General features: G+C 65.0%; 20 protein-coding genes. 13 read left to right on the top strand and 7 right to left on the bottom strand.

The window, feature by feature from the left end:
- Positions 1–1,248 (bottom strand): MFS transporter, encoded by a 1,248-nt coding sequence (locus GRI99_RS09685; protein ID WP_202393025.1) that lies wholly within the window; start codon positions 1,246–1,248, stop codon positions 1–3.
- The gene (locus GRI99_RS09690) at positions 1,245–2,633 is read right to left on the bottom strand and encodes an FGGY-family carbohydrate kinase (protein WP_160771845.1); all 1,389 of its coding nucleotides are present in this window, start codon (positions 2,631–2,633) and stop codon (positions 1,245–1,247) included. The genes GRI99_RS09685 and GRI99_RS09690 overlap by 4 nt, the downstream gene beginning before the upstream one ends.
- Positions 2,634–2,718: 85 nt before the next feature.
- On the opposite strand from GRI99_RS09690, the gene GRI99_RS09695 reads away from it, so the two are divergent.
- From GRI99_RS09695 to GRI99_RS09710, 4 genes are read left to right on the top strand one after another with little or no spacing between them, the layout of a single operon-like run.
- On the top strand, positions 2,719–4,842 hold the full coding sequence (locus GRI99_RS09695) for a bifunctional rhamnulose-1-phosphate aldolase/short-chain dehydrogenase (RefSeq protein WP_160771846.1): 2,124 nt from the start codon (positions 2,719–2,721) through the stop codon (positions 4,840–4,842).
- Between the two features lie 26 nt (positions 4,843–4,868).
- Complete coding sequence (locus tag GRI99_RS09700; protein ID WP_160771847.1) at positions 4,869–5,786, top strand: alpha/beta hydrolase; 918 nt, start codon at positions 4,869–4,871, stop codon at positions 5,784–5,786.
- A complete protein-coding gene (locus GRI99_RS09705) occupies positions 5,786–7,072 on the top strand; it encodes a sugar isomerase (RefSeq protein WP_237438259.1) in 1,287 nt (428 codons plus the stop codon). The genes GRI99_RS09700 and GRI99_RS09705 overlap by 1 nt, the downstream gene beginning before the upstream one ends.
- 26 nt (positions 7,073–7,098) lie before the next feature.
- A complete protein-coding gene (locus GRI99_RS09710; RefSeq protein ID WP_237438260.1) occupies positions 7,099–10,458 on the top strand; it encodes a glycosyl hydrolase in 3,360 nt (1,119 codons plus the stop codon).
- A 116-nt stretch (positions 10,459–10,574) separates the two neighbouring features.
- On the opposite strand, the gene GRI99_RS09715 is transcribed toward GRI99_RS09710, so the two are convergent.
- The 3 genes from GRI99_RS09715 to GRI99_RS09725 form a co-directional block, all read right to left on the bottom strand.
- A complete protein-coding gene (locus tag GRI99_RS09715; RefSeq protein WP_160771848.1) occupies positions 10,575–11,477 on the bottom strand; it encodes a VOC family protein in 903 nt (300 codons plus the stop codon).
- A gap of 213 nt (positions 11,478–11,690) precedes the next feature.
- Positions 11,691–12,623 (bottom strand): LysR family transcriptional regulator, encoded by a 933-nt coding sequence (locus GRI99_RS09720; protein ID WP_237438261.1) that lies wholly within the window; start codon positions 12,621–12,623, stop codon positions 11,691–11,693.
- Positions 12,624–12,657: 34 nt separating this feature from the next.
- Positions 12,658–13,353 carry a TetR/AcrR family transcriptional regulator gene (locus GRI99_RS09725; protein ID WP_160771849.1) on the bottom strand — a complete coding sequence of 232 codons (696 nt, stop codon included), beginning with the start codon at positions 13,351–13,353 and terminating at the stop codon, positions 12,658–12,660.
- 364 nt (positions 13,354–13,717) lie between these two features.
- Between GRI99_RS09725 and GRI99_RS09730 the strand changes: the two genes are divergently transcribed.
- The 4 genes from GRI99_RS09730 to GRI99_RS09745 all read left to right on the top strand — a co-directional run bounded on the left by GRI99_RS09730 (position 13,718) and on the right by GRI99_RS09745 (position 19,196).
- Entirely contained in the window at positions 13,718–16,075 is a 2,358-nt protein-coding gene (locus tag GRI99_RS09730; RefSeq protein WP_160771850.1) for a TonB-dependent receptor, read from the top strand.
- A gap of 82 nt (positions 16,076–16,157) precedes the next feature.
- A complete protein-coding gene (locus tag GRI99_RS09735; protein ID WP_160771851.1) occupies positions 16,158–16,922 on the top strand; it encodes a TIM barrel protein in 765 nt (254 codons plus the stop codon).
- A complete protein-coding gene (locus GRI99_RS09740; RefSeq protein ID WP_160771852.1) occupies positions 16,915–18,240 on the top strand; it encodes a glycoside-pentoside-hexuronide (GPH):cation symporter in 1,326 nt (441 codons plus the stop codon). Before GRI99_RS09735 ends, GRI99_RS09740 begins: the two co-directional genes overlap by 8 nt.
- On the top strand, positions 18,237–19,196 hold the full coding sequence (locus tag GRI99_RS09745) for a nucleoside hydrolase (RefSeq protein WP_160771853.1): 960 nt from the start codon (positions 18,237–18,239) through the stop codon (positions 19,194–19,196). Before GRI99_RS09740 ends, GRI99_RS09745 begins: the two co-directional genes overlap by 4 nt.
- 13 nt (positions 19,197–19,209) lie before the next feature.
- Here GRI99_RS09745 and GRI99_RS09750 read toward each other — a convergent pair whose 3' ends face one another.
- Positions 19,210–19,611, bottom strand: coding sequence for a DoxX family protein (locus GRI99_RS09750; protein WP_160771854.1), 402 nt, complete (start codon positions 19,609–19,611; stop codon positions 19,210–19,212).
- Between the two features lie 157 nt (positions 19,612–19,768).
- Between GRI99_RS09750 and GRI99_RS09755 the strand changes: the two genes are divergently transcribed.
- The 5 genes from GRI99_RS09755 (at position 19,769) to GRI99_RS09775 (ending at position 24,185) form a co-directional block, all read left to right on the top strand.
- The gene (locus GRI99_RS09755; RefSeq protein WP_160771855.1) at positions 19,769–20,797 is read left to right on the top strand and encodes a sugar phosphate isomerase/epimerase family protein; all 1,029 of its coding nucleotides are present in this window, start codon (positions 19,769–19,771) and stop codon (positions 20,795–20,797) included.
- 14 nt (positions 20,798–20,811) lie between these two features.
- Positions 20,812–21,204, top strand: a complete 393-nt coding sequence (locus GRI99_RS09760; protein WP_160771856.1) for a C-glycoside deglycosidase beta subunit domain-containing protein — start codon at positions 20,812–20,814, stop codon at positions 21,202–21,204.
- 72 nt (positions 21,205–21,276) lie between these two features.
- Complete coding sequence (locus GRI99_RS09765; RefSeq protein ID WP_160772010.1) at positions 21,277–22,377, top strand: Gfo/Idh/MocA family protein; 1,101 nt, start codon at positions 21,277–21,279, stop codon at positions 22,375–22,377.
- Between the two features lie 14 nt (positions 22,378–22,391).
- Positions 22,392–23,447, top strand: coding sequence for a sugar phosphate isomerase/epimerase family protein (locus GRI99_RS09770; protein WP_160771857.1), 1,056 nt, complete (start codon positions 22,392–22,394; stop codon positions 23,445–23,447).
- Positions 23,448–23,498: 51 nt separating this feature from the next.
- Entirely contained in the window at positions 23,499–24,185 is a 687-nt protein-coding gene (locus GRI99_RS09775; RefSeq protein ID WP_160771858.1) for a glutathione S-transferase family protein, read from the top strand.
- Here the strand turns inward: GRI99_RS09775 and GRI99_RS09780 are convergent.
- Entirely contained in the window at positions 24,182–24,793 is a 612-nt protein-coding gene (locus GRI99_RS09780) for a redoxin domain-containing protein (protein WP_160771859.1), read from the bottom strand. The two genes, GRI99_RS09775 and GRI99_RS09780, sit on opposite strands and share 4 nt — an antisense overlap.
- Positions 24,794–24,815: the final 22 nt, after the last annotated feature.

A 24,815-nucleotide genomic window follows, 5' to 3' on the forward strand; every position in this document is an offset into this window, starting at 1 on the left:
TCAGCCTTCACGCTCGCGCTGGATCTGCTCCAGCGACTTGCCCTCGTTGCGCGGCGCCCACAGGGCCCCGATGATCCCGCTCATCGCCAGGAAGCCCACCAAGATCCAGGCCAGCGTGGTAAAGCCGGTAGCGGTAAGCGCGGGCACGAAAAAGCTGAAAAAGCCCAGCGCAATTCGCACCACGGCAAAACACAGCCCCTGCGCCGTGGCGCGCAGGGCCGTGGGGAACATCTCCGCGCTCCACAGCTGGAAGAAGCTCTGCGCCCCGAAGCCGCCGCCCAGTTGCAGCAGGAAGACATAGAGCAGGGCCACGGGAATGGTCAGGTCGAACACGGCCAGCAGCGCCATGCCCAACACCTGGATCACGGCCGAGAGGATGAACAGGCGCCGCTGGTTCACCTTGTCGGCAAAGCGCATGAAGATGAAGTAGATCGATGCCATGCCGATGGCGAAGCTGAGGGCCTGGATCGCCACGCTGCCCGCCTGGTCCGCCGTGCCCAGCGTCTGGAGGATATAGGGGAAAAAGAACCCGTTGGTGCCGGCCCAAAGGTTCCAGAACCCGTACATGCCCACAAGGCCCAGAATGGCGGTGAGGTATCGGCCCTTGAACAGGATGGAGACCGGCGGGCGCACAACGTCCGCCTTCTGCGTCTCCTCCCAGCGGCGGCTTTCCTTCATCTTGCGGCGCAGCAGCATCAGCCCCAGCGCGATCACCAGCAGGTGGGCAAACACGATCCGCGCGCCCAGCACGCCCAGGTCAGTCAGCGCCAGGCTGAGGAGCAGCACCACCACCGGCCCCAGATACCACAGCACCTGCGCCACGCCGGAATGCTTGCCGCGCCGGGTGTCAGGCGCTTCCTCGGCAATTAGCGACCAGCTTGCCGGGATGTCCGCGCCAACGGCCAGGCCCACGATCAGGAAGCCGATGACGATCATCCACGGGGCCACGGCAAACACCAGCATGGCCATGCCCAGGGCATAGACCAGCATGTCCCACTGGTAGATGCGCTTGCGGCCCAGCTTGTCGCACAACCAGCCCCCGATCAGCGCGCCCACTCCCGCGCCGATGGCGTTGGGGCCAAAGGCGGCGATGAGCCCCACGAAATCGTTGGAGAGGCCATACTGCTGCTGCCACAACGCCAGCGCCGCCGCGCCGGCCACAATCGAGCCGGCGTCGATATAATTGGCCAGACCTGCGAGGATAGTGTTGCGCCAGTTGTCCTTTTCCTGCGCGGTGTCGTGGCTCATGCGGAGATCCTTCCCGTCCATTCTGTTCTGTACTGTTCAAGCGCGATCGGCAGCGGTTCGACCGCGTTCAGCGTGCCTTCCGGTGCAAGGTCCGGATCGATCAGGCGCAGCGCGCCGAAGCTGACATCCGTGTGGGCGTTGGCGGTGTAGACCTGCATTTCCGGGCGCAGCGCGGCAACCGCGCGGACAAGCACCTGCGCCTCGGCAAAACGGCCCTCAATCAGGAGAGTGTCCCGAGCGCCAATCAGGTCGAGCGCGGTATCGGCCACCAGCGCGGCATAAAGGCAGGCTCCGGCGCGCCGGGCGAACCAGTCGTCGGGCCGGTTGTGCCAGCCCCCCTGCGCGACGGGGAAGGGGCCACAACCCGGGGTAAGGGTGGGCAGGACCATCGATCCTTGCGCAACGATGCCCGGCACCGATGCCAGCATGCGCGGCTGATCGGGGACGATATCCACACGGCGGGTGTCAATCTCCACCAGCAGCTCGATCTCGCGTCCGCCCATGAAGCGGGCCGAAGGCACGGGCTGGCCGAAGGCATCGACATTGACCAGGCAGTCCCGCTCCTCCGGCAGATCCGGCAGGATGCCGGCCCCGGATCGCATGGCCACAAACCACGTGCCGGTGGACAGCACGGTCGCCTCTCCCCCGGCAATCTCGGGAAAGCCGCGCGCGGCAATCAGGGCCGCGTTGGAATCGTGCAGGCCGGCCAGCACCTGGCAGCTTGCGGGTAGTCCGCAGCGCTTGGCAATATCCGGCCGGACCGTGCCAATCGCCTCGCCGGCGCGCGCAAGCGGGGCGAACCGGCCGGCCCAGCCTTGCTGCTCCGCCAGTGAGGAAAACCTGCCCTGCGCCGGGTTCCACAGGTCCGAATGGCAGCCCAGGCTGGTCGCTTCGCTCGCCGCTGCGCCACTCAGGAACCACGCCCAGTATTGCGCCCAGGGCAGCAGGGTGGCGCCGTGCATTGCAGTGGGCATCTTGCGATCCAGCCAGAACAGTTGGGCCCCGAAGTTCAGCCCGCCGGGCAGGGCAGGGGAGCCGGTTTCGGCAAACGGCGCGCGCTGCAGCCGGTATTCGGCCAGGATATCACCTTGCAGCGGCTGTTCGTAGTCCAGCGGCAGCACTGCAAGAGTGTCGCCCCTGATCGCCGCCACCCCGGCACCATGGGCCACCGGCACAAGATATCTGACCTCAGCCGCATCCATCCCGGCAATGGCATCGAGGACGAACTCCCCGATGGCCGGCGCATCCAGGTGGCGATGGCCGTCGATCACCAGCGATGAACCGGGACGCGTGGCGCGTTGCAGCAGGCGCCCTTCGCGCGACCACAGGCTGACCTTGGTCAAGGTCTTGCCCACATCGACAACGATGGCGAATCCGCTGATCAAACCGTCCCTCCCGTGGGCATTGTTGATCGGGTGTTAGCGAAAATGATTGTTTATGAAAAGAGGCGATGATATTTGATTCGCTGTCATGACCATTCTCGACCTTCCTGCCGCAGAGGCCATCCGCTTTGCCGTTCCCGCCAGCCGCTGGGACGATGCCTACGCCGCCGGGATGAGCGAGGCGGAGCTGCTGCTCTATCGCAGCAACCTGCTCGGCTCCGACCTGACTGTCACCAATTTCGGTGGTGGGAACACCTCGGCCAAGATCATGGAGACCGATCCGCTGACGGGCGAGGCAGTGCCGGTCCTGTGGGTTAAAGGCTCGGGCGGCGACATCGGCTCAATGAAGCTGGACGGATTTGCCACCCTGTATCAGGACAAGCTGCTGGGGCTGGAAGGGCATTACGCGGGCGACCAGGATGACGACAAGATGGTCGGCTTCCTGCCCCACTGCACCTTCAACCTGAATGGCCGCGCTGCCAGCATCGATACGCCGCTGCATTCGCTGCTGCCCCACAGGCACATCGACCATGTCCACCCCGATGCGATCATCGCCCTGGCTGCCAGCTCCAATGGCGAGGCTGTGACCCGCGAGATCTGGGGTGACGAAATCGGCTGGCTGCCGTGGAAGCGCCCCGGTTTCACCCTCGGAATCATGATCCGCGATTTCGCCCGCGCCAACCCGCAGGCGAAGGGGGCCATGCTGGCGGGCCACGGGATCATCTGCTGGGCCGATACGGCCAAGGATTGCTACGAACAGACCGTGCGCCTGATCTCCCAGGCGGCGGAATACCTGAACACCAGGCTTGCCGGGCAACCGGCCTTTGGCGGCGCGGCTATCTCTCCCTTAACTGGCCGCGCCGCCATTGCTTCCTCGCTGATGCCGCGCCTGCGCGGGCTGATGCCAAACGCTGATAACGCCAGCCGCCGCAAGGTGGGCCACTTTGCCGACGATGCGGAGACGCTGGAGTTCGTCTGCAGCCACGATTTTTCCCGGTTGGCGGCGCTGGGCACCAGTTGTCCGGATCACTTCCTGCGCACCAAGATCGCCCCTCTGGTGCTCGATCCCGCGCGGCTGGATGACGATACCTACCTGGCGCAGTCGCTGGAGGATTACCGGGCGCTGTATGCAGCCTATTACCAGCGCTGCAAGCGGGCCAATTCCCCCGCCATGCGCGATGCCAACCCGGTGGTGGTCCTTGTGCCGGGTGTGGGGCGGTTCACTTTCGCCGGTGACAAGGCGACCGCCCGGATCGCGGGTGAGTTCTACCTCAACGCCATCAACGTGATGCGTGGGGCCGAGGCCATCGGCGACTATGTGGCACTGGACGAGCAGGAAGCCTTCGACATCGAATACTGGCTGCTGGAAGAAGCGAAGCTGCAGCGCATGCCTGCTCCCAGGCCGATGGTGGGCCGTATCGCCCTGGTCACCGGCGGGGCCGGGGGTATTGGCGCGGCTACGGCGGCACGGATGCTGCGCGAGGGGGCCTGCGTGATGCTGGCAGATCGCGATGCCGCCGCCGTGGAAGAGGTGCGCGCTGGGTTTGCCAGGCAGTTCGGCAAGGACGTAGTGCGCGCTGTCGCCTGCGACGTGACGGACGAGGCTCAGGTATCCGAGGCTTTTGCCGCCTGCTCGCGCGAGTTCGGCGGGCTGGACATGCTGGTGGCCAATGCCGGCATAGCCAGTTCGGCCCCCATAGAGCAGACCACGCTGGAGCTGTGGAACCGAAATTACGACGTGCTGGCCCAGGGCTATTTCCTCACCGCCAAGCACGCCTGGCCGCTGCTGAAGGCGATGAAGGAGCAGGGTGGCACCAGCGTTGTGTTCATCGGCAGCAAGAACGCGGTCGCGGCTGCTGCGGGCGCTTCGGCCTACGCCAGCGCCAAGGCCGCCGCCAACCACCTGGCCCGCTGCCTTGCATTGGAAGGCGCGCCAGAGGGGATCCGCGTCAACGTAGTCAACCCCGATGCAGTGATCCGGGGCAGCCGCATCTGGGACGGCGACTGGCGCAGGGAGCGCGCGGCCAGCAACGGCATCGATCCGGGTGAGGAGCTAGAAGCGCATTATCGCAACCGTTCCCTGCTGAAGCGCGACGTGCTGCCCGAGGATATCGCCGAGGCCGCCTATTGGCTGGCGAGCGATGCCAGCGCAAAGTCGACCGGCAACATGATCAACGTGGATGCCGGCAACGTCCAGGCGTTCACGCGATAGGCCCGGAAAGGGGCGGGAGAGGGAAGATGGGTTTTCGGCTGACGATTGGCATGCTGGCGCTGGCGCTTGCTGCTCCGGTGGCGGCACAGTCCGGTCCGCCGCCGATCACGGCGGTATCTGCTCCTGCCCTCCAAGATGCCATCCCCCTGTACGGCGCCCAGACGCCGGGCAACCGGGCAACAGAGAACTGGGGTCAGGCGCCCAATGGCGACCGGACGGTGCGCAACGTGACCTATCCCACGCTGGAGCCCTTCCTGCCCGATCCAGCGCTGGCGACAGGCGCCGCAGTGATCGTACTGCCCGGGGGCGGCTTCATGATGTTGTCCTACGATCACGAAGGCACCCGCGTGGCGCGCCAACTGGCTGCCCGTGGCATCGCGGCTTTCGTGCTCAAGTACCGGCTTTTTTCCACGCCTGCTGGTGAGGCCGAGGCAGCCGCCGAAGTCAGCCGGCGGATCGGCGCGGCGTTTGCCTCGCCGGCCGGTCCGGATTCGCTCTACAACCCCGATGCCGGGGCGGATGCGGCAGCGGCTCTGGCCATGGTCCGGGCGCGGGCGAACGAATGGCACATCGATTCCTCACGCACCGGCATGATCGGATTTTCCGCCGGTGCGCGAACCTCGCTCATGACGGTTCTGGGGGCAGAGGCGCAAGACCAGCCGGCCTTCTTCGGCTATATCTATGGCGATCTGGCCAGCCGCCCGGTTCCCGCTGCCGCCCCGCCGATGTTCGCCGCGCGGGCGCTGGACGACCAGCTCTATCCCAACGGCCCGCTCGATCTGGTGCGCGACTGGCAGGCAGCGGGGCGCGGCGCGGAACTGCATCTATACCAGCACGGCGGGCACGGCTTCGGCCTGGGCGCGGCGGGCACCACCAGCACGGGCGTGCTGGACCAATTCATCGCCTGGCTGGAAAGCAACGGCTGGCTGGAGGACCGCGACTGATGCCACCAATCTCCCCGGACCTGATCGCTCAGCAGAACGCTCCGCAGGCCGATGCCCTGCATGATGAATACCAAGCCCTCGGTCGCAAGCTCGAGCGGCGCGGCATTGCCATCGACACGATAAAGTCCCGTGTGAAAGGTTGGTCGGTGGCGGTGCCTTCGTGGGGTGCCGGGCGCGGCGGCACGCGGTTCGCCAAGTTCCCGCTGGCGGGCGAGCCGACCAATATCCACGAGAAGCTGGAAGACTGCGCGGTGATCCAGCAGCTTGGCCGCACTACGCCGCGCGTCAGCCCGCACTTCCCGTGGGACTGCGTCAGCGATTACGCAGGCTTGCGTCAGGAAGCCGAAGCACTGGGACTGGGCTTCGATGCTGTGAATTCCAACACCTTTCAGGACCAACCGGGCCAGGCGCAGTCCTATGCAACGGGGTCACTTTCCAGCACGGTGTCCGCCACCCGCGCGCAGGCCGTGGAGCATAACATCGAGTGCATTGAAATCGGCCGCCAGCTCGGCTCCACCGCGCTGACGGTGTGGGTGGGCGATGGCACCAACTTTCCCGGGCAGCAGGACTTTGCCCGCAGTTTCGATCGCTATCTGGATGCCGCCGCGCAGGTCTATGCCGCGCTGCCGGATGGCTGGCGGATGATGCTGGAACACAAGATGTTCGAGCCGGCGTTCTACTCCAGCGTGATCAGCGACTGGGGCAGCAGCCTGATGGCGGCGCAGGAACTGGGCGAGAAATGCAAGTGCCTGGTGGACCTGGGCCACCACGCGCCCAACGTGAACATCGAGCAGATCGTCGCCCGCCTGCACCGCGCCGGCAAGCTGGGTGGCTTCCACTTCAATGACAGCAAGTACGGGGATGACGACCTCGACAGCGGGTCGATCAATCCGCACCAGCTGTTCCTGGTTTTCAACGAACTGGCCGAGGCGGAGGCCAACCCGCGTGGCGGCTTCGATCCCGCCTACATGATCGACCAGTCGCATAACGTGACCGATCCGATTGAATCCATGCTGGCGAGCGCGGAAGCCATCGCCGGCTGCTACGCCCGCGCGCAACTGGTGGACCGCGAGGCGCTGCACGCGGCGCAGGAAGCCAACGATGTGATGCTGGCCTTCCGCACACTGCGCGCCGCTTACGAGATCGATGTCGGCCCGATCCTGGCCATGGCGCGGATGGAGCAGGGCGGGGCGATCGACTGGCTAACCACCTATCGTGCCAGTCAACACCGGGCCCGCAAGGCGCAAGAACGCAAGGCTGTGGGTCTGGGCGCCGGGATCGTCTGACCAGCACAGGAAGAGGATCGGAGAGGATGACAGGAATGCACAAGGGCCCGTTGCTGGCTTTCGTTTCGGCGCTGGCCCTGGCCGGTTGCGCCACCGCCCAGGTGCAGACCGTCGCGCCGCCGCCGATGGTGGCCGCAGTCGATCCCCTTGCGGCGGGATTTGCCGCGCCCCCGGCCGAAGCGCGCCCGCGCGTCTGGTGGCACTGGATGCACGGCAACGTGACACAGGAAGGCATTGCGGCGGACCTGGCGTGGATGGACCGCGTGGGCATCGGCGGCTTCCAGAACTTCGATGCCAACCTCGACACGCCGCAAGTGGTCGAGCGGCCCTTGCGTTATATGACGCCCGAATGGCGCGAAGCCTTCCGCTTCGCCGCCAGCGAGGCTGCGCGGCTGGACCTGGAGATGGCCATCGCCTCATCCCCCGGCTGGAGCCACACCGGCGGGCCGTGGGTGCCGGTTGAGGATGGCATCAAGAAGCTGGTCTGGGGCGAAACCCGCCTGGTTGGCGGACAGCGCTTTGCCGACGCGATCAACGCCGCGCCCACGGTGACTGGCACCTATCAGGCCATGGCCTTGCAGCCCGACGTGATCCACGGCGATACCGGCCACGCCCCGCCGCAGGCAGCGGGCCGCATTGCCGTGCTGGCCGTTCCGGTGAGCGAGCCGACGCTGCCGCAGCCGCGCTACAGCCTGCCGGATGGCACGGCGATTGACGGGGCGGGGCTGGCCGATGCTTCGCTGGAAAGCGGCTTCGCCCTGCCACTCAGCCAAGATCGCCAGGGCGGTCTGACCATTACCTATCCGCAGCCGGTGACCGTGCGCACGCTGCACATCGCCCTGCCGGGCCTGGTTCGGCCCTTTCGGGACCCGCCGGTCAGCCCGTCGCTGGAAGCCCGCATCGGCGGCCAGTGGCAGCACGTGGCCGACCTGCCGCTGACGAATACGCCGGCCACGCACACATTCGATCCGGTGACGGCGGCCGAATTCCGGCTGGTGATCCGCAACAATACGAGCGCCGTCGCCCCAACCGAGATGGACGGCGTGCCCGGCGCTATTGTGGTCGATATCTTCGCGCTGGGCGACCTCAGCACGGTGCCGCTCAACGACCTGCGGCTCAGCGGAGCGCATCGCGTGGGCCGGGCGCAGGAGAAGGCCGGGTTTGCCGGCATCTACGATTATTACCCGATCATGTCGGACGATGCGACGCCGGTCGATCTGACGACCGCCCAAGTGATCGACCTTACCGATCGCATCGCACCCGACGGCACGCTTGACTGGACCCCGCCCGCCGGAAGCGATTGGCTCGTGCTCGACTTCGGCTGGTCGCTGACCGGCAAGACCAACCATCCCGCACCGCCCGAAGCCACCGGGCTGGAGGTAGACAAGTACGATCCGGATGCGGTCCGCCGCTATTTCGATACCTACCTGGGCATGTACCGCGAGACTGTGGGTGATGACCTGATTGGCGCGCGCGGCGTAACCGCCCTTCTGACCGATTCGATCGAGGCCGGCTATGCCAACTGGACGCCCGCGATGGAGCGCGAGTTCGCGGCGCGACGCGGCTATGCCCTGCGGCCGTGGATGCCAGCGCTGGCGGGGATCGTCATCGGCTCCGAAGCCGAGACCGAGCGCTTCCTCTACGATTGGCGCCTCACGTTGAGCGACCTGCTCACCGACAGTCTCTATCGCGTGGCGGCGGAAGCGGCCGACGCCAACGGACTGACGCTTTATGGTGAGGCGCTAGAGGACAAGCGCCCGATGCTGGGCGATGACCTGTCGATGCGCCGCTACGCCGACATCCCGATGGCGGCGCTGTGGACCTATCCCCGCAGCGGCCAGGTGCGCACCACCTTGCTGGGCGACATGAAGGGCGCGGCCAGCACGGCGCACGTCTATGGCCAGCGCTTCGTGGCGGCGGAATCAATGACTGCCGCCAGCAGCCCCTGGGCCTTTGCCCCGCGCGACCTCAGGCGCTTTATCGACCTTGAGTTTGCCTATGGCATCAACCGCCCGGTGATCCATACCAGCGTCCACCAGCCGAGCGATGACCTGCAGCCCGGACTGTCGCTGGCGATCTTCGGGCAGTACTTCAACCGCCACGAAACCTGGGCGGAGATGGCCGGGCCATGGGTCGACTACATGGCGCGCAATGCGTGGATGCTGAGCCAGGGGCAGTATTTTGCCGACATCGCGCTGTTCCGCGGCGAGGAATCGCCGGTTACCGCGCAGTTTGCCACCAGCATCCCGGCCGGCCTGCCGAGCCGCTATGCCTACGACTTCGTCAATGCAGAGATGCTCGCCGATGCCTTCCGGGTGGAGCAAGGCCAGTTGGTGAGCCAGGGCGGCACCCGCTACCGCGTGCTGGCGCTGCGGCCCGACGCGCGCAACATGACCCTGCCAACCCTGCGCCGGATCGCCCAACTTGTCGAGCAGGGGGCAACGGTGGTGGGGCGCAAGCCGCTTTCCACGCCCTCGCTGGCGGATGACGCAGCAGAATTCGCCACGCTGGCCGACCGCTTGTGGCAGAACCCGCAGGTGATCGACAGCGATGATCCCGAAGCGGCGCTTGCCGCGCTGGGAATTGGCGCAGACTTTGCCTTTACCGGCGGTGGCGAAGGGGCGGAAATCCTGTTTCTGCACCGGCAGGTTGCCAACCAGCACCTCTACTTCCTGACCAATCGCAAGCACCGGCCAGAAACCATCGAAGCCCGCTTCCGCGTTACGGGATTGCAGCCGGAATGGTGGGACGCAGTCAGCGGCACGGCGCGGCCGCTGTCTTACCGCACCGATGGGCAGCACACGGTGATCCCGCTCACACTGGAGGCCGAGGATTCAGGCTTCGTGGTGTTCCGGGAGCCGACGCAGGCGCCGTCTGCCAGCCATCCTGTGTCCGAGCCGACCGTGCTGCTGTCGCTGGCAGAGCGACCCTGGCAGGTCACCTTCCAGCCCGGACGCGGGGCACCCGAAGGCCCGCACACGTTCAACCACCTGCAATCGCTGCACACGCTCGACAACCCGGGCTTGCGCCATTTCTCTGGCGTGTCGAACTGGACCACTGCCTTTGACGTGCCGGCAGCCGCCTTGAGCAGCCGCCTGTGGCTCGATCTGGGGCAGGTGGGCGATGTGGCGGAAGTGTGGATCAACGGCACCTATGCCGGGACAAGCTGGTTCGCGCCGGATCGGGTCGACATCACCCGTCATGTGCGCGCCGGCAGCAACCGGGTGGAGGTGCGGGTGGCCAACCTGTGGGTCAACCGGCTGATCGGTGATGTGCAGCCGGGGGCAGAGCGGGTGACCTTTACTGCCGCGCCGACCTATCATCCCGACGCGCCTTTGCGCCCGGCGGGCCTGATCGGTCCGGTGCGCTTGCTGCAGGGCGATTAACCAATTGCCCATCGCGACAAAAGTTGCCCCTGCCGTCTGGGGGAGAGCCGGGCGGCAGGGGACTTGAGCAGCTGGGCAGAGCTTGAGAGAGCCCAGACCGCATTCGTGAAGCTTCGTCAGATTCCCGCAGGCTGGAACAGGCCGGCATCCGGCGCAGGATGCGGCATTGTCTGCGGGCCGCCTTCACCGATTCCCCACTGGTCCATCATGTGCGGCGCAGGCGTGATCACCTGGTACTGGTGGTTCTCGAAGTCGACCTCTTCCAGTTCGGCCGTGTACTCCACGGCAAAACCGGCTGGCGTGGTAAAATAGCTGAAGGTGTTGTTGCCGGCCACGTGCCGGCCGGGACCCCAGCGCAGGTCCACCTGACCCCGCTTCAGGCGCACGATGCCACGCATCATCTCGTCCACGTTGGGCATGTCGTAGGCCACGTGGTTCAGGCACGGCGGACCGGGCAGGAAGGCGATCCGGTGGTGGGCCGAATTGCAGCGCAGGAAACACATGAAATCGCCCAGCCAGTCGCTGATGCGGAAGCCCAGCACATCGGTGAAGAAGGCAATCTCCTCCTTGTGGCGGGGTGAATGCATCACGATGTGGCTGATTTTTTCAGGAACGCCCTCGAACCGCTCAAGCTGGCGGGCGGTGCCGCGCTGGACGCCGGCGGAGATTTCGTAAGGCAGGCCGTCCTTGCTGAAGAAGCGGAAGCCGTAGCCGCCGCCGAACTGGTTGAGCTCGCGCGGCTCGAACACGATCTGGCAGCCATAATCGCGCACCTTGGCATGGAGCGCATCGACATCGGCGGGCGTATCGGCGGCGAGGGCGATGATGTCGATCCGCTGCACCGCATCCTGCCGCAGGCGGACGACGTAAAGCTCGTCATGCCCCTGCGCGGCGAAATAGACCATGCCATCCGCCTCGTGCACTTCCTTCAACAGCCACTTGTCGGCGTAAAATGCGCGCTCTGTCGCCAGGTCGTTCACAGCATAGCCAACATAGCGGATTTCGGTAACGCGGCTCATCGGATTTCCTTCCATGTTATGGGGCAGATCCGGGCCGGCGATTTGCGCCAGCGGCCTGCGCGCAGCCGGGGGACTGCATCGCAAAGCACACAGGACGCTTGATCCCGATCCCGGCGGCAGCCCCTTGCGGGCTGCCACCCCTCAGGCTCGCAAGATAGGTAACAGTGGCAATTTGCAAAATGACTTATCTGGATGTGTGGTCATCTGGCAAATCTATGGGTTGGTGCGCGCGATCCGTTCGATCTTTCCGCGCAGCCAAAGCAACCCTGCGTCTTCAGAGCGTCCGGCATTGTAGCACAGCATCTGCTTCATCGGTGGCACCGGATAGGGCACAGGGACCCGGCGGATCGCGAAGCGATCCTCCAGTTGGACCACCAGGCGCTCGTGCAGCACCGCCAGGCGGCCGGTTCGCTCCAGCAGCCAGGGTACCAGTGTGAACACCGAAGTGGTCACCTCGATACGCCGCCGGATGCCCATGATTTCGAGCTGACGGTCTGCATAGGAGGCGACGGGGCGCTCGCCGATGACCACCGCTACATGACCTGCCGCCTCGAATTCTTCGGCGGTGATCGACCCCTTGGCCAGAACCGGATTCTCGGCGGCACCGACAACCACCTGCGGCTCGCGGTATAGTTCGTAGGACGGGTGGCTGCCTGTCACGATGTATTCCGGCGTGATGACAACGTCGACACTGCCTTCATCGAGATGCTCGGCAATGGTCAGGTTGGGCAATTGGCAATCGAGCTGGATCGAGGGTGCCTCTGCGGCAAGTTCGGCCACCAGAGGCACGATGATCGACGCCTGGACGTAGTCCGAGGTGACGATGCGGAAGGTGCGCTGGCTGGTCGCCGGGTCGAAATTGGGCGATTTGGCCAGCATGGATTCAAGCTGTTGCAGGCTTTTCCTTACTTGCGGCATTAACTCGTCGGCAAAGGCGGTGGGGTGCATCCGCTTGCCCTGCAGGACCAGAAGATCGTCGCCGAAGAATTCACGCAGGCGGGCCAGGGCCGCGCTCATGGCCGGTTGGCTCAGGTTGACCCGTTCGGCAGCGCGGCTGACGCTTCGAGTGGTCATCAGGGCATCGAATGCCACCAGCAGGTTCAGATCAAGGCCTTTGAAACGCATGCGCGACAGCTTGCTGGCCAAGCCCGATCATTGCAACTGTAAATTGAAAGGCGGCCTACCTATCGGCAGGGCGGATTGATGATTGCTCGTCAAACAGCAGGTAGGCCAGCGCCATGCGCGACAATTCCGGCTTCATCAGGGTCCACACCTTCTCGTCACCGGATTCAGCAGTCGCGCCCAGGCCATACTGTCGGGCGATGGTCGCGAAGATGATCTGGAAGACCGCCTGTACCTTGATTTCCGGATCCGCCCCGCCGATTTCGTCACGGAAGGTCATGATCGCATCGAGCGACATGCGCGCGGAACGTTGGGCTGTTTCGCGCCCGGGGCCCGATACGGCCGGATCGATCGCAGCCCGCTGCATGATCGTGCGCAACAGCGCCGCGTTTTCCGCAAGAAAGCGGCTGTAGCGATCGATGTAGAGCGGCAGGAATTCGGCCAGGCTGCCGCTCTGTGCCAGCACCTCGTCGATCATGGCCCGTTCGCCGGCGATCACCTGCTCAAGTTCCTGCGCGATGACCGCGTGCAGCAGGCGGTCCTTGCTTTCGAAGCGAAGGTAGATCGAACCGATCGAGACGTTGCCGCGCTCGGATACGTCCTGCAGCGTAAAGTCCTCGCTACCCCGTTCCAGCATCAACGCCTTGGTCGCCTCGAGCATCCTTTCGAAGGAGGCGAGGGAGCGGCCCTGGCGGGGTTTTCGGCTGATGGCACTGGTCGCAAGTGCGCGCGTCTGGGTTCCGAATGTTGACATGAAGGCCGTTATGCGGAATTAAACGATAACAGCAATTCTAATTTGGATTCGTCAAACGGTTCGAATTCGGTGTTGGCTGTCAGAGGTTGAGGAAATTGCTGCCCCGAAACGTCTTTGGATGAGGGCTCGGGCAGGCGGAGGGAAGGACCAGTCATCCATCTTGTGAATGGGTTTGTATGGAAACTTACAATTTCACCTGATTGACCGCTTCGGCCATAACGCCGTTCGTGCCGAAAGCTCGCAAATGAGGGCGCAGCTTTTGGTTATGAAACACGCCTCCCAAGGGGGAGGCAGGGACCCCCGCGTGGGGCGGGGTGGAAATAGAACAAGGGTGCCCTTCGAGGGCGCTGAATGGGAGGAAGTCATGCGTATCACCAAGAGATCGATCCTGCTTGCCGGTTGCGGCATTGCGGCGCTGGCCATGCCGGCGCACGCCCAGGACAACGCTGAGGAAGAGGATGTCATCGTCGTTACTGCGCAGAACCGCGCGCAGGATGTGACTGACGTGCCGATCGCGATCGACGTGGTCGGCGGCGAGGAACTCGCCAATGAAGGCTTCACCGATGCCAACGACCTGAGCCAGATCGCTCCGGCGGTGCAGGTGATCCAGGACCAGGGCACGGTGAAGATCACCCTGCGCGGCATCGGCACCACCTCGAACGACGAGGCGCAGGACACCTCGGTCGTGGCCAATATCGATGGCGAATACATCAACCGCCCGAACGTGCTGGGCGTGGCGATCTTCGATCTGGAGCGCGTGGAGGTTCTGCGCGGCCCGCAAGGCACGCTGTATGGCCGCAACTCCACTGCCGGTGCGATCAATTTCATCACCCGCAAGCCGGGCGATGAGCTGGGCGCCAATGTCTCGCTGTCGCTGGGCAACTACAGCGCCCTGCGCGTGGATGCCGGTGTTGACGTGCCGCTGGCCGATGGCCTGGGCCTGCGTGTTGCCGGCTTCAAGGACTCGCGCGACGGCTATGTCGATCATCCCGCCGGCTACGGCTTCGGTCCGTTCCCGCGGTTCGGCGGCGGCCAGTCGGACGATAACTCGTCCTATGGTGGCCGTGCGACGCTGGCGTTCGACGATGGTGGCCCGTTCTCGGCCAATATCCAGTTCGAATATGCCGATCGGCAGTTCACGCCGCAGGCCTTCGCGGCGGCTGACCTGAATTCCGGCGGGCGGGCTCCGGCCGGTCCGGGTTGCAACCGCGACGGCTATACCCGCGTGGCCACGGCCTATGCGCAGACGCTGTGCGTGCCCAACCAGACAACGTTCCTGGAAACCCTGGATCGGTCCGAATACGCCTCGCCGGGCTTCGGCCTGGGCCGCATCGGTGACGAGACCTGGGCGCTGCGCGGCCGCATTGCCTACGAGTTCAGCGATGCCGCAACCCTCAGCTACATCGCAGGCTATCGCGATTTCTCGGAAGACACCGGCACCTTCGTGACCCTGCCGGTTTCCTACCGCAGCTTCAACTGGCTGGGTGAAGCCCAGACGCAGAGCCACGAACTGCGCCTGAACGGCGATATCAGCGGCATCATTTACCAGGTTGGCGGCTTCTACTTCAAGGAAGAGCAGCAGAGCGAAAGTGGCTTCTTCGTGCCGATCGGCGCGAACGGCACCTACCTCAGCTACTTCGGTCGCGACGTGTCGAGCGACAGCCTGTCGGCCTTTGGCCAGGTCGAAGTGCCGCTGGGCGATACGCTGACCGCAGTCGGCGGCATTCGTTACACTGACAACTCGCGCTCGGCGATCTATGACAATGCCAGCCCGTTCGGTGCCGGTCCGCCCGACGCCGGGCTGTTCAACGCTGGCCCTTCGCGCAAGACCTTCTCCACCCTGCGCTATGCCACCCGCCTCAACCTGGGCAGCGATGATGACAAGATTACCTGGCTGGCCGGCCTGAACTGGCAGCCGAATGCCGATACGCTGATCTATGCCAAGGTTTCGACCGGCTTCAAGGGTGGCGGCTTCGACTCGGTCGGCACCTATGATCCGGAATCGAACACCGCCTATGAAGCCGGCGCCAAGCTGACCTTCGGCCCGAACGGCAACTTCCAGTTCAATCTGGGCGGCTTCTACTATGATTACACCGGCCTTCAGGTCTCGGTGCTGCTCGACACCACAGTCGGCGGCCAGACCTTCAATGCCGGTGCGGCCACCATCTGGGGGCTGGAAGCCGAAGGCGTGTTCGATTTCGAGCAGGGCACCACGATCGACTTCGCGGTGAACTACCTCAATGCCACCTATGACGAGCTGTTTGCCCAGTTCAACGTGTACACCGTTCCTGGCACCGGCACCGACGTCAACGGCGTGGGCGATCTCGATCCCACCACCGCCGGCGTGCAGCAGCCCAACTTTGCAGGCAACACCGCGCCGTTCTCGCCCGAATGGGTGATCCGGGCGGGTATCCAGCATGAGCTGGACCTTGGTTCGGCCGGTAGCCTGACAGCTGGCGCCAGCACCACCTACAAGAGCAGCTACTTCACCGACTTCTACAACTACAACGATGGCCGCCAGGTCGCCTTCTTCCAGACCGATCTGTCGCTGCAGTGGCGCGATCCGGGTGACCGGGCCGGCGTGCAGCTGTTCGTCCGCAACCTCGAGAACAACCGCCCGCTGACCTACGGTTCGTTCGTTTCGGCTGGTCCGGACGATATCTTCAACTGGCAGTTCGGCACGCCGCGCACCGTGGGCATCCGCTTCTCGCTGGACTACTAAGTTCCTGATACCGGGGGGCGCCTGGCGACCGCCCCCCGCCATCCGGCAGCCGGCCGACCGTTTCCTTGGAGAGGGCGCAGCCATGCAGCTGTCGGCATGTATTGAATGGCAATTTGCGGAAGCGGGGGACGATCTGGCCGATCGCCTGCGCGCCGCCCATGCGGCCGGCCTTTCGCTGGCCGAATTTCATTTGTGGCGGGACAAGAACAGCGACGGCATTGCCGCCGCGATGGCCGATACGGGCGTCAAGCTCACCGGCATCTGCGTCGATCCGCGGCGCTCCATCGTCGATCCGGTCGAGCATGACGAGATGCTGGCCGCTGTTACCGATACGCTGACCGTGGCCCGCAAGCTCGGCTCGCCCCCGTTGATCGTCGCCTCCGGCTTCCGGGTGGAAGGGATGAGCGAGGCCGAACACTTTGCCAACGCCGTTTCGGTCCTGAAGCAGGCCGCCGCTTTGGCCGAGGCTGCCGGCGTGATGCTGGTGCTGGAGCCGCTCAACACCGAACTGTTCGCCACCATGTACCTGGTCAGCACGAAACTGGGCCTGGATATCGTGGAAGCCGTGGACAGCCCGAACCTGCGCCTGCTCTACGACGTCTATCACAGCCGCGTAATGGGCGAGGATGTGCGCGAAGTGCTGGCGGGGCGCACCCACCTGGTGGCCCATGTGCAGGTGGCCGGCTGGCCAGGCCGCAATGAGCCGGGCACCGGCGATCTCGACTATGCCGAGGTGATGCGAGTGCTGGCGGACCTGTGTTACACCGGCCCGATCGGCCTCGAATACTTCCCCACAGTGGACAGCGTGACCTCCATCGCGCGTGCGCGGGAAGCGCTCGGTGGCTGAGGCTGCTGTTGCTGGCCAGCGCCTGTCGCTGGCAGAGCGCCTCAGCTACGGCTTTGGCGATTTCGGCTTCAGCCTTGCCTACAACATGGCGAGCGGTTTCCTGCTCTATTACTACACCAATGTGGTGGGCCTACCGGCGACGGCGGTGGGAGTGATCTTTCTAACCGCCCGGCTGATGGACGCGGTGATCGACATCCTGGTGGGCATCGCGGTTGACCGTACCCAAAGCCGCTGGGGCCGCACGAGGCCCTACTTCCTGTTCACCGCCATTCCCTATGCGATCATGTCCGTGGCGGTCTTTGCCGTGCCGGACTGGGGGCTGAACGCCCAGCTCGTCTATGCCTTCATCACCTTCAAGGCGCTGGGTATTTTGATGAGCCTGGGGTCCATTCCCTACACCGCGCTGATGCCGATGATGACGGCGGACACCGGCGAGCGGCTGAAGCTTTCGGGGATGCGCTCGGTCGGCACGTCGGCCTCGGTGGTGTTGGGAACGGCGGCCACGCTGCCGCTGGTGGGCCTGTTCGGCGGCGGTGACGAGCAGCGTGGCTTCCTGGCCGTGGCGGCCCTGTTTGCCGGTCTGGCGCTGATCGCCGTGCTGGCCCTGTTCCGCAACTGCCGCGAGCGGATAACCGCTCCGGCGGGGGATCGGCCGCCGGTACTACCGGTGATCGGCGAAATGCTGCGCAACCGGGCGTGGATCGTCGCTTTCCTGTCGTGCCTGTTCTACTTCATCCGCTTTGGCGCGATGATGGCGGCCACGCCCTATCTGGCGATCGACGTGCTGGGCCAGCCGTGGCTGATTTCGATCATGCTGCCGGCGGTTTCTGGCACCCTGCTACTCTCGGCCTTCATCGCCCCGCCGATCCTGGCGCGCACGGGCATCCGCAACGGCTGCCTGGGGATTTTCGCGGTGTCTGCCGTGCTGTTCCTGCTGCTGCCGCTGGCGGAGCAGAACACTACCCTGTTCCTGGCGATCTACATCGCTGCGGCGCTGGTCACCTCGCTGACCATCACCGCTGCCTTCACCATGATCGCAGGTACGGTCGACTATCACGAGTGGAAGCATGGCACCCGCAACGAAGGCGTGCTGTCCGCCGGTGTCAGCCTGGCCACCAAGGTGGGCATGGCGATCGGCTCTGCCGGGGTCGCCTTCCTGCTGGGCTGGGTGGACTATCAGCCCGATGCGGTGACCGAAGTGGCGCGCCAGGCCATCCGCTGGTCCTATTATGGCGGAGCCGCCGTGTTGCTGGCGATCCAGGGCGTGGTGGTGTGGTTCTGGCCGATGGACGGGGAATGGAAGGGAAGCTCTGCATGAACCGGCGGCAGTGGTTGGCGGGCTGCATGGCAACGGCCAGCCTGCTTGTTATGCCTGCCGCAGCCTGGGCGCAGGCGCGGATTCCCCAGCGGCCCGGTGCACGGGTGATTGTCGACAACGACTTTGCCGGGGATCCCGATGGCATCGTGGCTCTGACCCATCAGGTGCTGGCCCCGCGCACGATTGTGCCGCTGGTCACCGTGTCTGGCCTGGTCGACCGGCCCGGTGGCCATGGCCTTGCCGGTCGTTCGGTATCTGCCGGGGAGCGGCTGGCGGGTGAAACATTGCGCCGCGCGGGCCTTTCCACAGTTCCGCCCATTGCAGGCGGCTACGAACTTGGCCAGCAGTCTGCAGGCCCATCGCCTGCCGCGATCGCGATTATCACCGAGGCCCGGCGCGACGATGCCAGACCGCTGTTCGTTTCCTGCGGTGGACCGTTATCCAACGTGGCTGAAGCCCTGCGTCTCGCTCCCGACATTGCTGACAGGTTGACGGTAATCTGGATTGGCGGCGGCGGTTATCCGGATGGTGGCTGGGAATACAACCTTTCGGCTGACCTGGCGGCGGCACGGCACGTGATCGAGGAAAGCCGTGTGCCGATGTGGCAGGTGCCGCAGCCAGCCTATCGACTGATGCAGGCATCGGTTGCCGAGATGGAGGCAGACATGCGGCCGATCTCGCCGTTTTCCGAATGGCTGTATGAGCGGTTCACTTCACCGCCCGCGTTTGTGGAACTGGGCGGCAGTTGGCCGATGGGGGATAGCCCGCCGGTGCTGCTGACAGCGATTACCGGCGAAAGCAGCCGCTATCGCGATCTCCCCGCGCGCCGCATTGGTGCCGATTTCTCTTACGGCGAGGAAATTCCGGGCCGAACCGTGCGCGTGTTCGATGAACTCGACATGCGGCTCACCTGGGCGGACTTCCTGGCCCGCCTTCGCATCCACGCCGCACGGTAGCAACCGGACAGGGTCATGCGTGGCGGCTGCGGTTGTACCAGAGGGTGACCCACACCAGGCACAACGCGATCACGATCCCGCTCTGCGTCAGAGTATGCCATTCCTTATGGATAATGTGGAACACCGCCGCGACAACGTGGTTGGCACCGATCCAGGCTGCGCCCAGCAGCCCCAGGCGCGCGGCGCGCGGCACCAGCAGGGCGATGGCCAGGGCCGCCACCGCTGCCAGTTCCAGCACGCCAACAATCCGGCCGAGCGCGACTGGCAGGTGGATCGTCCAGGCAGAATTCTCGCGCAGCAGAGCGAGCGGCGCGGTGGTCTTGTGCCAGCCGACGAAGGCGGAAAAACCCGCCAGCAGCACGGTCAGCGCCACCAGGGCGATAAGCGCGGCCCAGCCATAAGGTGTCTTTTGCATGGTATCGGTCCCCTCCCACTGTCGTGCCCCTTGACGCGGCATCGCAATTATAGAATGAATATTCTAATTGAACTTCGGGACTCGCGCAAGCGGCGTGATACCCCGGATTGGTGACGCAGCGGGCCCAGGATGCCTGCGAGGTGAGAGGATCGGGCACATGGCCATCAAGCGGGGCGTCAGCCTCTATTCCTACCAGAACGAGACCTTTACGGGGAAAATGACCCTGGAGGATTGTATCCGCACCAGCGCCGAACTGGGTGCCAAGGGGATCGAGGTGATCGGCGAACAGAGCTTCTGGGGCTGGCCGGAATATGCGGTGGACCCCGCGGCCATCGCCAACTGGCACGGCCTGATTGCGAAGTACGATTGCGTTCCCGTCAGCCATGACTTCATGCTCGATTACAAGCGCTTCAAGGGCCGCATCATGTCGGTCGAGGAGCAGGTGGCCAGCGTGCGGCGCGATATTGAATTCGGCGCCCAGCTGGGGGTGAAATACCTGCGCGCGCTGGTCTCTATCTCGCCGGAAGTGCTGGTGGCCGCAGCGCCCTACGCCGAGGAGAAGGGCCTCAAGATCCTGATCGAGGTCCATGCACCCCTGCACTTCGATCACCCATGGATCGTGCGCCACGCCGAAGCCTTCGAAAAGAGCGGATCGGATGCGCTGGGCTTCCTGCCCGATATGGGCATGTTCCTCCACGCCTTCCCGCCGGTGTGGTACGAGAAGTTCCTGCGCATGGGCGTGCCGAAGAATATCGCCGACTACATCGTCAAGGCTTACGAAGACCGCACCCTGTCCGAATACGTGGTGCAGGCCGTACGCGACATGGGGGCGGAAGGCCCGGCGCTGGGCATGGTGGAAACGCTGCGCCACAATGCCGCTTTCGAGCCGAAGCGGATGCTGGACTACATGCCCCGCATCCACAACATCCACGGCAAGTTCTACGAGATTACCGATGATTACGTGGAACCCTCGATCCCCTATGACCAGATCACCGCCGTGCTGAAGCAGGGCGGCTATGATGGCTACATCTGTTCGGAATACGAGGGCAACCGCTGGATCGAGGATGCGCAAGAGCCCGATAGCGTCGAGCAGGTCCGCCGCCAGCAGGTGATGCTGGCCCGCCTGCTGGGCGAGCCCGAAGACCCCAGGATCACAACCCCGGCCTATGCCGTGGCTGCCGAATAAGGAGTGCCCCGACAATGATGGACAACAAGATGATCGTCGAGGGCAGCCTTGCCAACTACGCCGAAGGCGGCGTGGTCAAGGGCTTCCAGTTCCTGGGCCGCCTGCCGTATTACCGGGGACTGGGTCTCTCGATGGTGGAAGACATTGCCGTGGAGATCGACGGCGAGACGGTGGCGCGCGAGGATGTGCGCTTCAGCGTGCGGGGCAAGACCTATACGCTCGACGAGATGGAAACCGTCTACGATGATCGCTGGAACTTCGGTGAGAAGGCGACCATCATCGTGCTGAAGGACGGTGGGCTGGCTCATGGGGAGCATCAGGTGGGCATGGCGGTGCGCTATCGCGTCTCCTACCTGCCCTTCGTGCCGACCACCAGGTTCACGAAGACGCTGGCGCTGGCCGCCTGACAAACCGCCAAAACCGCGCAATAATGCGGGTTTGGAACGAAGATGGAGGATCGCTTGGAGAGGCGTTTGCGCATGGGCATGATCGGCGGCGGACCGGGGGCCTTCATCGGCCCGGTGCACCGCTTTGCTGCCGAGCTGGACCGCGAGATCGAACTGGTGGCGGGGGTGTTCTCGTCTGACCCGGATCGCTCGCGCGCAGCCGCCGGGCAGTATCGTATCGATCCCGAACGCGCCTATCCCGACCTGCCGACCATGTTCGCCGCCGAGAAGGCGCGGGCGGACGGGATCGACTTTGTCTCCATTGTCACTCCCAATCACAATCACCTGCCATCGGCCCGTGCGGCGCTGGCGGCCGGCCTGCCGGTGATGACCGACAAGCCGCTGACCGCCACGCTGGCCGAAGCGCAGGAACTGGCGGGGCTAGTTGCGACAGCTGGCCTGCCGCTGGGCGTCACCTTCACCTACACCGGCTATCCGCTGGTGCGCGAGATGAAGGCGCGCATTGCCGCCGGGGCCATCGGGCCCTTGCGCAAGGTGGTGGTTGAATACCCGCAGGGCTGGCTGTCGCAACCGGCAGAGGGCAAGCAGGCCGAATGGCGCGTCGATCCCGCGCGCGCAGGGGCGGGCGGCTGCATTGGCGATATCGGCGTTCACGCCTTCAACCTGTCGGAATTCGTTACTGGCCAGAAGGTGACGCGCTTGCTGGCGGATCTTGCTGCCGTGGTGCCGGGCCGGGCGCTGGATGACGACTGTTCGATCCTGCTCCGCTTCGCCAATGGCGCGCGCGGTGTGCTGCTGGCCAGCCAGATCGAGGTGGGCGAACTCAACGGACTGCGGATCCGCTGTTATGGCGAATTCGGCGGCATAAGCTGGAAGCAGGAGGAGCCCAACAGCTTCACCCAGCACCACGCCGATGGCCGAACCGAGATTGTCCGCGCCGCCGATGCCTCGCTCGGCCCTTGGGCTGCCGGGCGTACCCGCACGCCGGGCGGCCATCCGGAGGGCTACCTGGAAGCCTTCGCCAATATCTACCGCGATTTCGCCGCCGTGTTGCGCGGCGAGGATGCGCCGCTGCTCCCCGGCATTGCCGAAGGGCTGCGTGGCATGACCTTCATCGATACCGCCGTCCGCGCCAGCGCCGCCAATGCGGGCTGGGTGGATCTGGCCGACTGACCGAGGATCGAGACATGAAGACCATCAAGGGCCCCGCCATCTTCCTCGCCCAGTTTGCGGGTGACGAGGCGCCATTCAATTCGTTCGACGCGATCTGCAAGTGGGTTGCGGGCATGGGCTACAAGGGCGTGCAGGTGCCCAGTTGGGACGGCCGCCTGTTCGACCTCGCCAAGGCAGCGGAAAGCCAGGACTATTGCGACGAGATTGCGGGCGTTGCTGCCAGCCACGGCCTGCAAATCACCGAGCTTTCCACCCACCTGCAGGGCCAGCTTGTCGCCGTGCACCCCGCCTATGACGCGCAGTTCGATGGCTTTGCCGCACCGCACGTGCGCGGCAACCCCAAGGCGCGCCAGGAATGGGCGGTGGAGCAGGTCAAGATGGCCGGCACTGCCAGCAAGCGGCTGGGCCTGACGGCCCATGCCAGCTTTTCGGGCGCGCTGGCCTGGCCCTACCTCTACCCCTGGCCGCAGCGTCCGGCGGGTCTGGTGGAGGATGCCTTCGACGAACTGGCGCGGCGGTGGACGCCGATCCTCGACCATTTCGACGAGTGCGGAGTGGACATCGCCTATGAGATCCATCCGGGCGAGGACCTGCATGATGGCGTCACCTTCGAGATGTTCCTGGAACGGGTGAACAACCACCCGCGGGCCAATATTCTCTATGATCCCAGTCACTTCGTGCTGCAGTGCCTGGACTACCTGGATTACATCGACATCTATCACGAGCGCATCAAGTGCTTCCACGTGAAGGATGCCGAGTTCAATCCCACCGGTCGGCAGGGCGTCTACGGCGGCTATCAGGGCTGGGTCGAACGGGCCGGCCGATTCCGCAGCCTGGGTGACGGGCAGGTCGATTTCTCGTCCATTTTCAGCAAGATGGCGCAATACGATTTCCCCGGCTGGGCCGTGCTGGAATGGGAGTGCGCGCTGAAGCACCCCGAGGCTGGTGCGGCGGAAGGGGCCCCGTTTATCGCCCAGCACATCATCCGCGTGACCGAGCGCGCGTTCGACGATTTTGCCGACAGCGGCAGCGATCGCGACCTGAACCGGCGGCTGATGGGGCTGGACTGAAGGGGGTCTAACGGGGTCTAACCAGGCCTAACGCTGCCAAGGGAGGGCACGATGGCCGAGACAGTGCTCTATTTCGCCCCGCAAACCTGCGCCCGGGTGCCGCTGGTGGCGCTGGAGGAGGCGGGTGTGGATTTCACCGTCCACACTGTGGCTTTCATGGCCGGCGAACACCGCCAGCCGGACTACCTGGCCCGCAACCCCAAGGGCAAGGTTCCGGCGCTGGCGATTGACGGGCTGGTGCTGACCGAGAATGTCGCCATTGCCGATTACCTGGCCGAGCGACACCCGGAAGCCGCCCTGCTGCCGCCTGCAAGCACCCCGGCAGCGCGGGCGGAGCGACTGGCGGACCTGGCCTTCTGCGCCGCCACCCTGCACCCCATCGTCACCCGCATCCGCATGGCCCCCTTTATTGCCGGGCCGGCCAGCGCCAAGGCCGTGTACGATGCCGCTTGCCAGGCGATGGACCCCAACTTCGCCATGATCGAGGCGCGGCTGGCGCAGCGGACCTGGTGGTATGGCGAGTGGTCGGTGATGGATGCCTACCTCAACTGGGCGTTCTTCCGCGTGGCCGGCGCGCGCTACGATGTCAGCCGCTTCCCCGCTTTCGCCCGGCATGACGAACTGATGCAGGAACGCCCAAGCTATCGCCGGGCCATGCTGCGCGAACGGCAGAGCGAGGCGGACCTGGTGGCCCGTGGCCTGTTGTTCACGCCGCCCGATCCGGCGACGTTCAGCTAGCCCCAGCTTGGGTCCTTGCCCGCCTTCCACTTGATGTTGCAGCCCGCGCTGGGCACCTGCGGTTGCGGGGCGGGCTGGCCTGCCAGCACGGCATCGGCGGCGCGGCGCATGTCCTCGCCAGTCACCGGCACAGAGGTGCGCCAGGTCTCTGTCCCCTCCATCGGCGGGTGCCCAAGGCCAGGGCGGCTGGGATCGAACTGGCCGCAATATGCCAGCTTCATCTGGCCATCGTAGAGGAAGAAATCGGGCGTGCAGATTGCGCCATATGCCAGCGCCACGTCCTGCGTGGCATCGAACAGGTAGGGGAACGGGAAGTCCATCGCCTGCGCCAGCCGGGCCATTTCCTCCGGCGCATCATCGGGAAAATCCGCCGGATCGTTGCTGCTGATCGCTACCACCTGCAGCCCTTGCGGCATATAGTCCCGGGCAAAGTCCACCAACCCCGGCAGGATGTGCTGCACGAATGGGCAATGGTTGCAGATGAAGGCCAGCAGTAGGCCCTTGCCCTGGGTGAACTCGTCCAGCCGCCGCACCTGGCCGTGGGTGTCGGTCAGCGCAAAGGGACGCGGGGGCTGGCCATAATCGACTTGTCGCGAAAGCTTGAGCACGGGCATTCTCCGCTGGAAATAG

It is taken from the genome of Alteraurantiacibacter buctensis, assembly GCF_009827655.1.
GTDB classification, from domain to species: domain Bacteria; phylum Pseudomonadota; class Alphaproteobacteria; order Sphingomonadales; family Sphingomonadaceae; genus Alteraurantiacibacter; species Alteraurantiacibacter buctensis.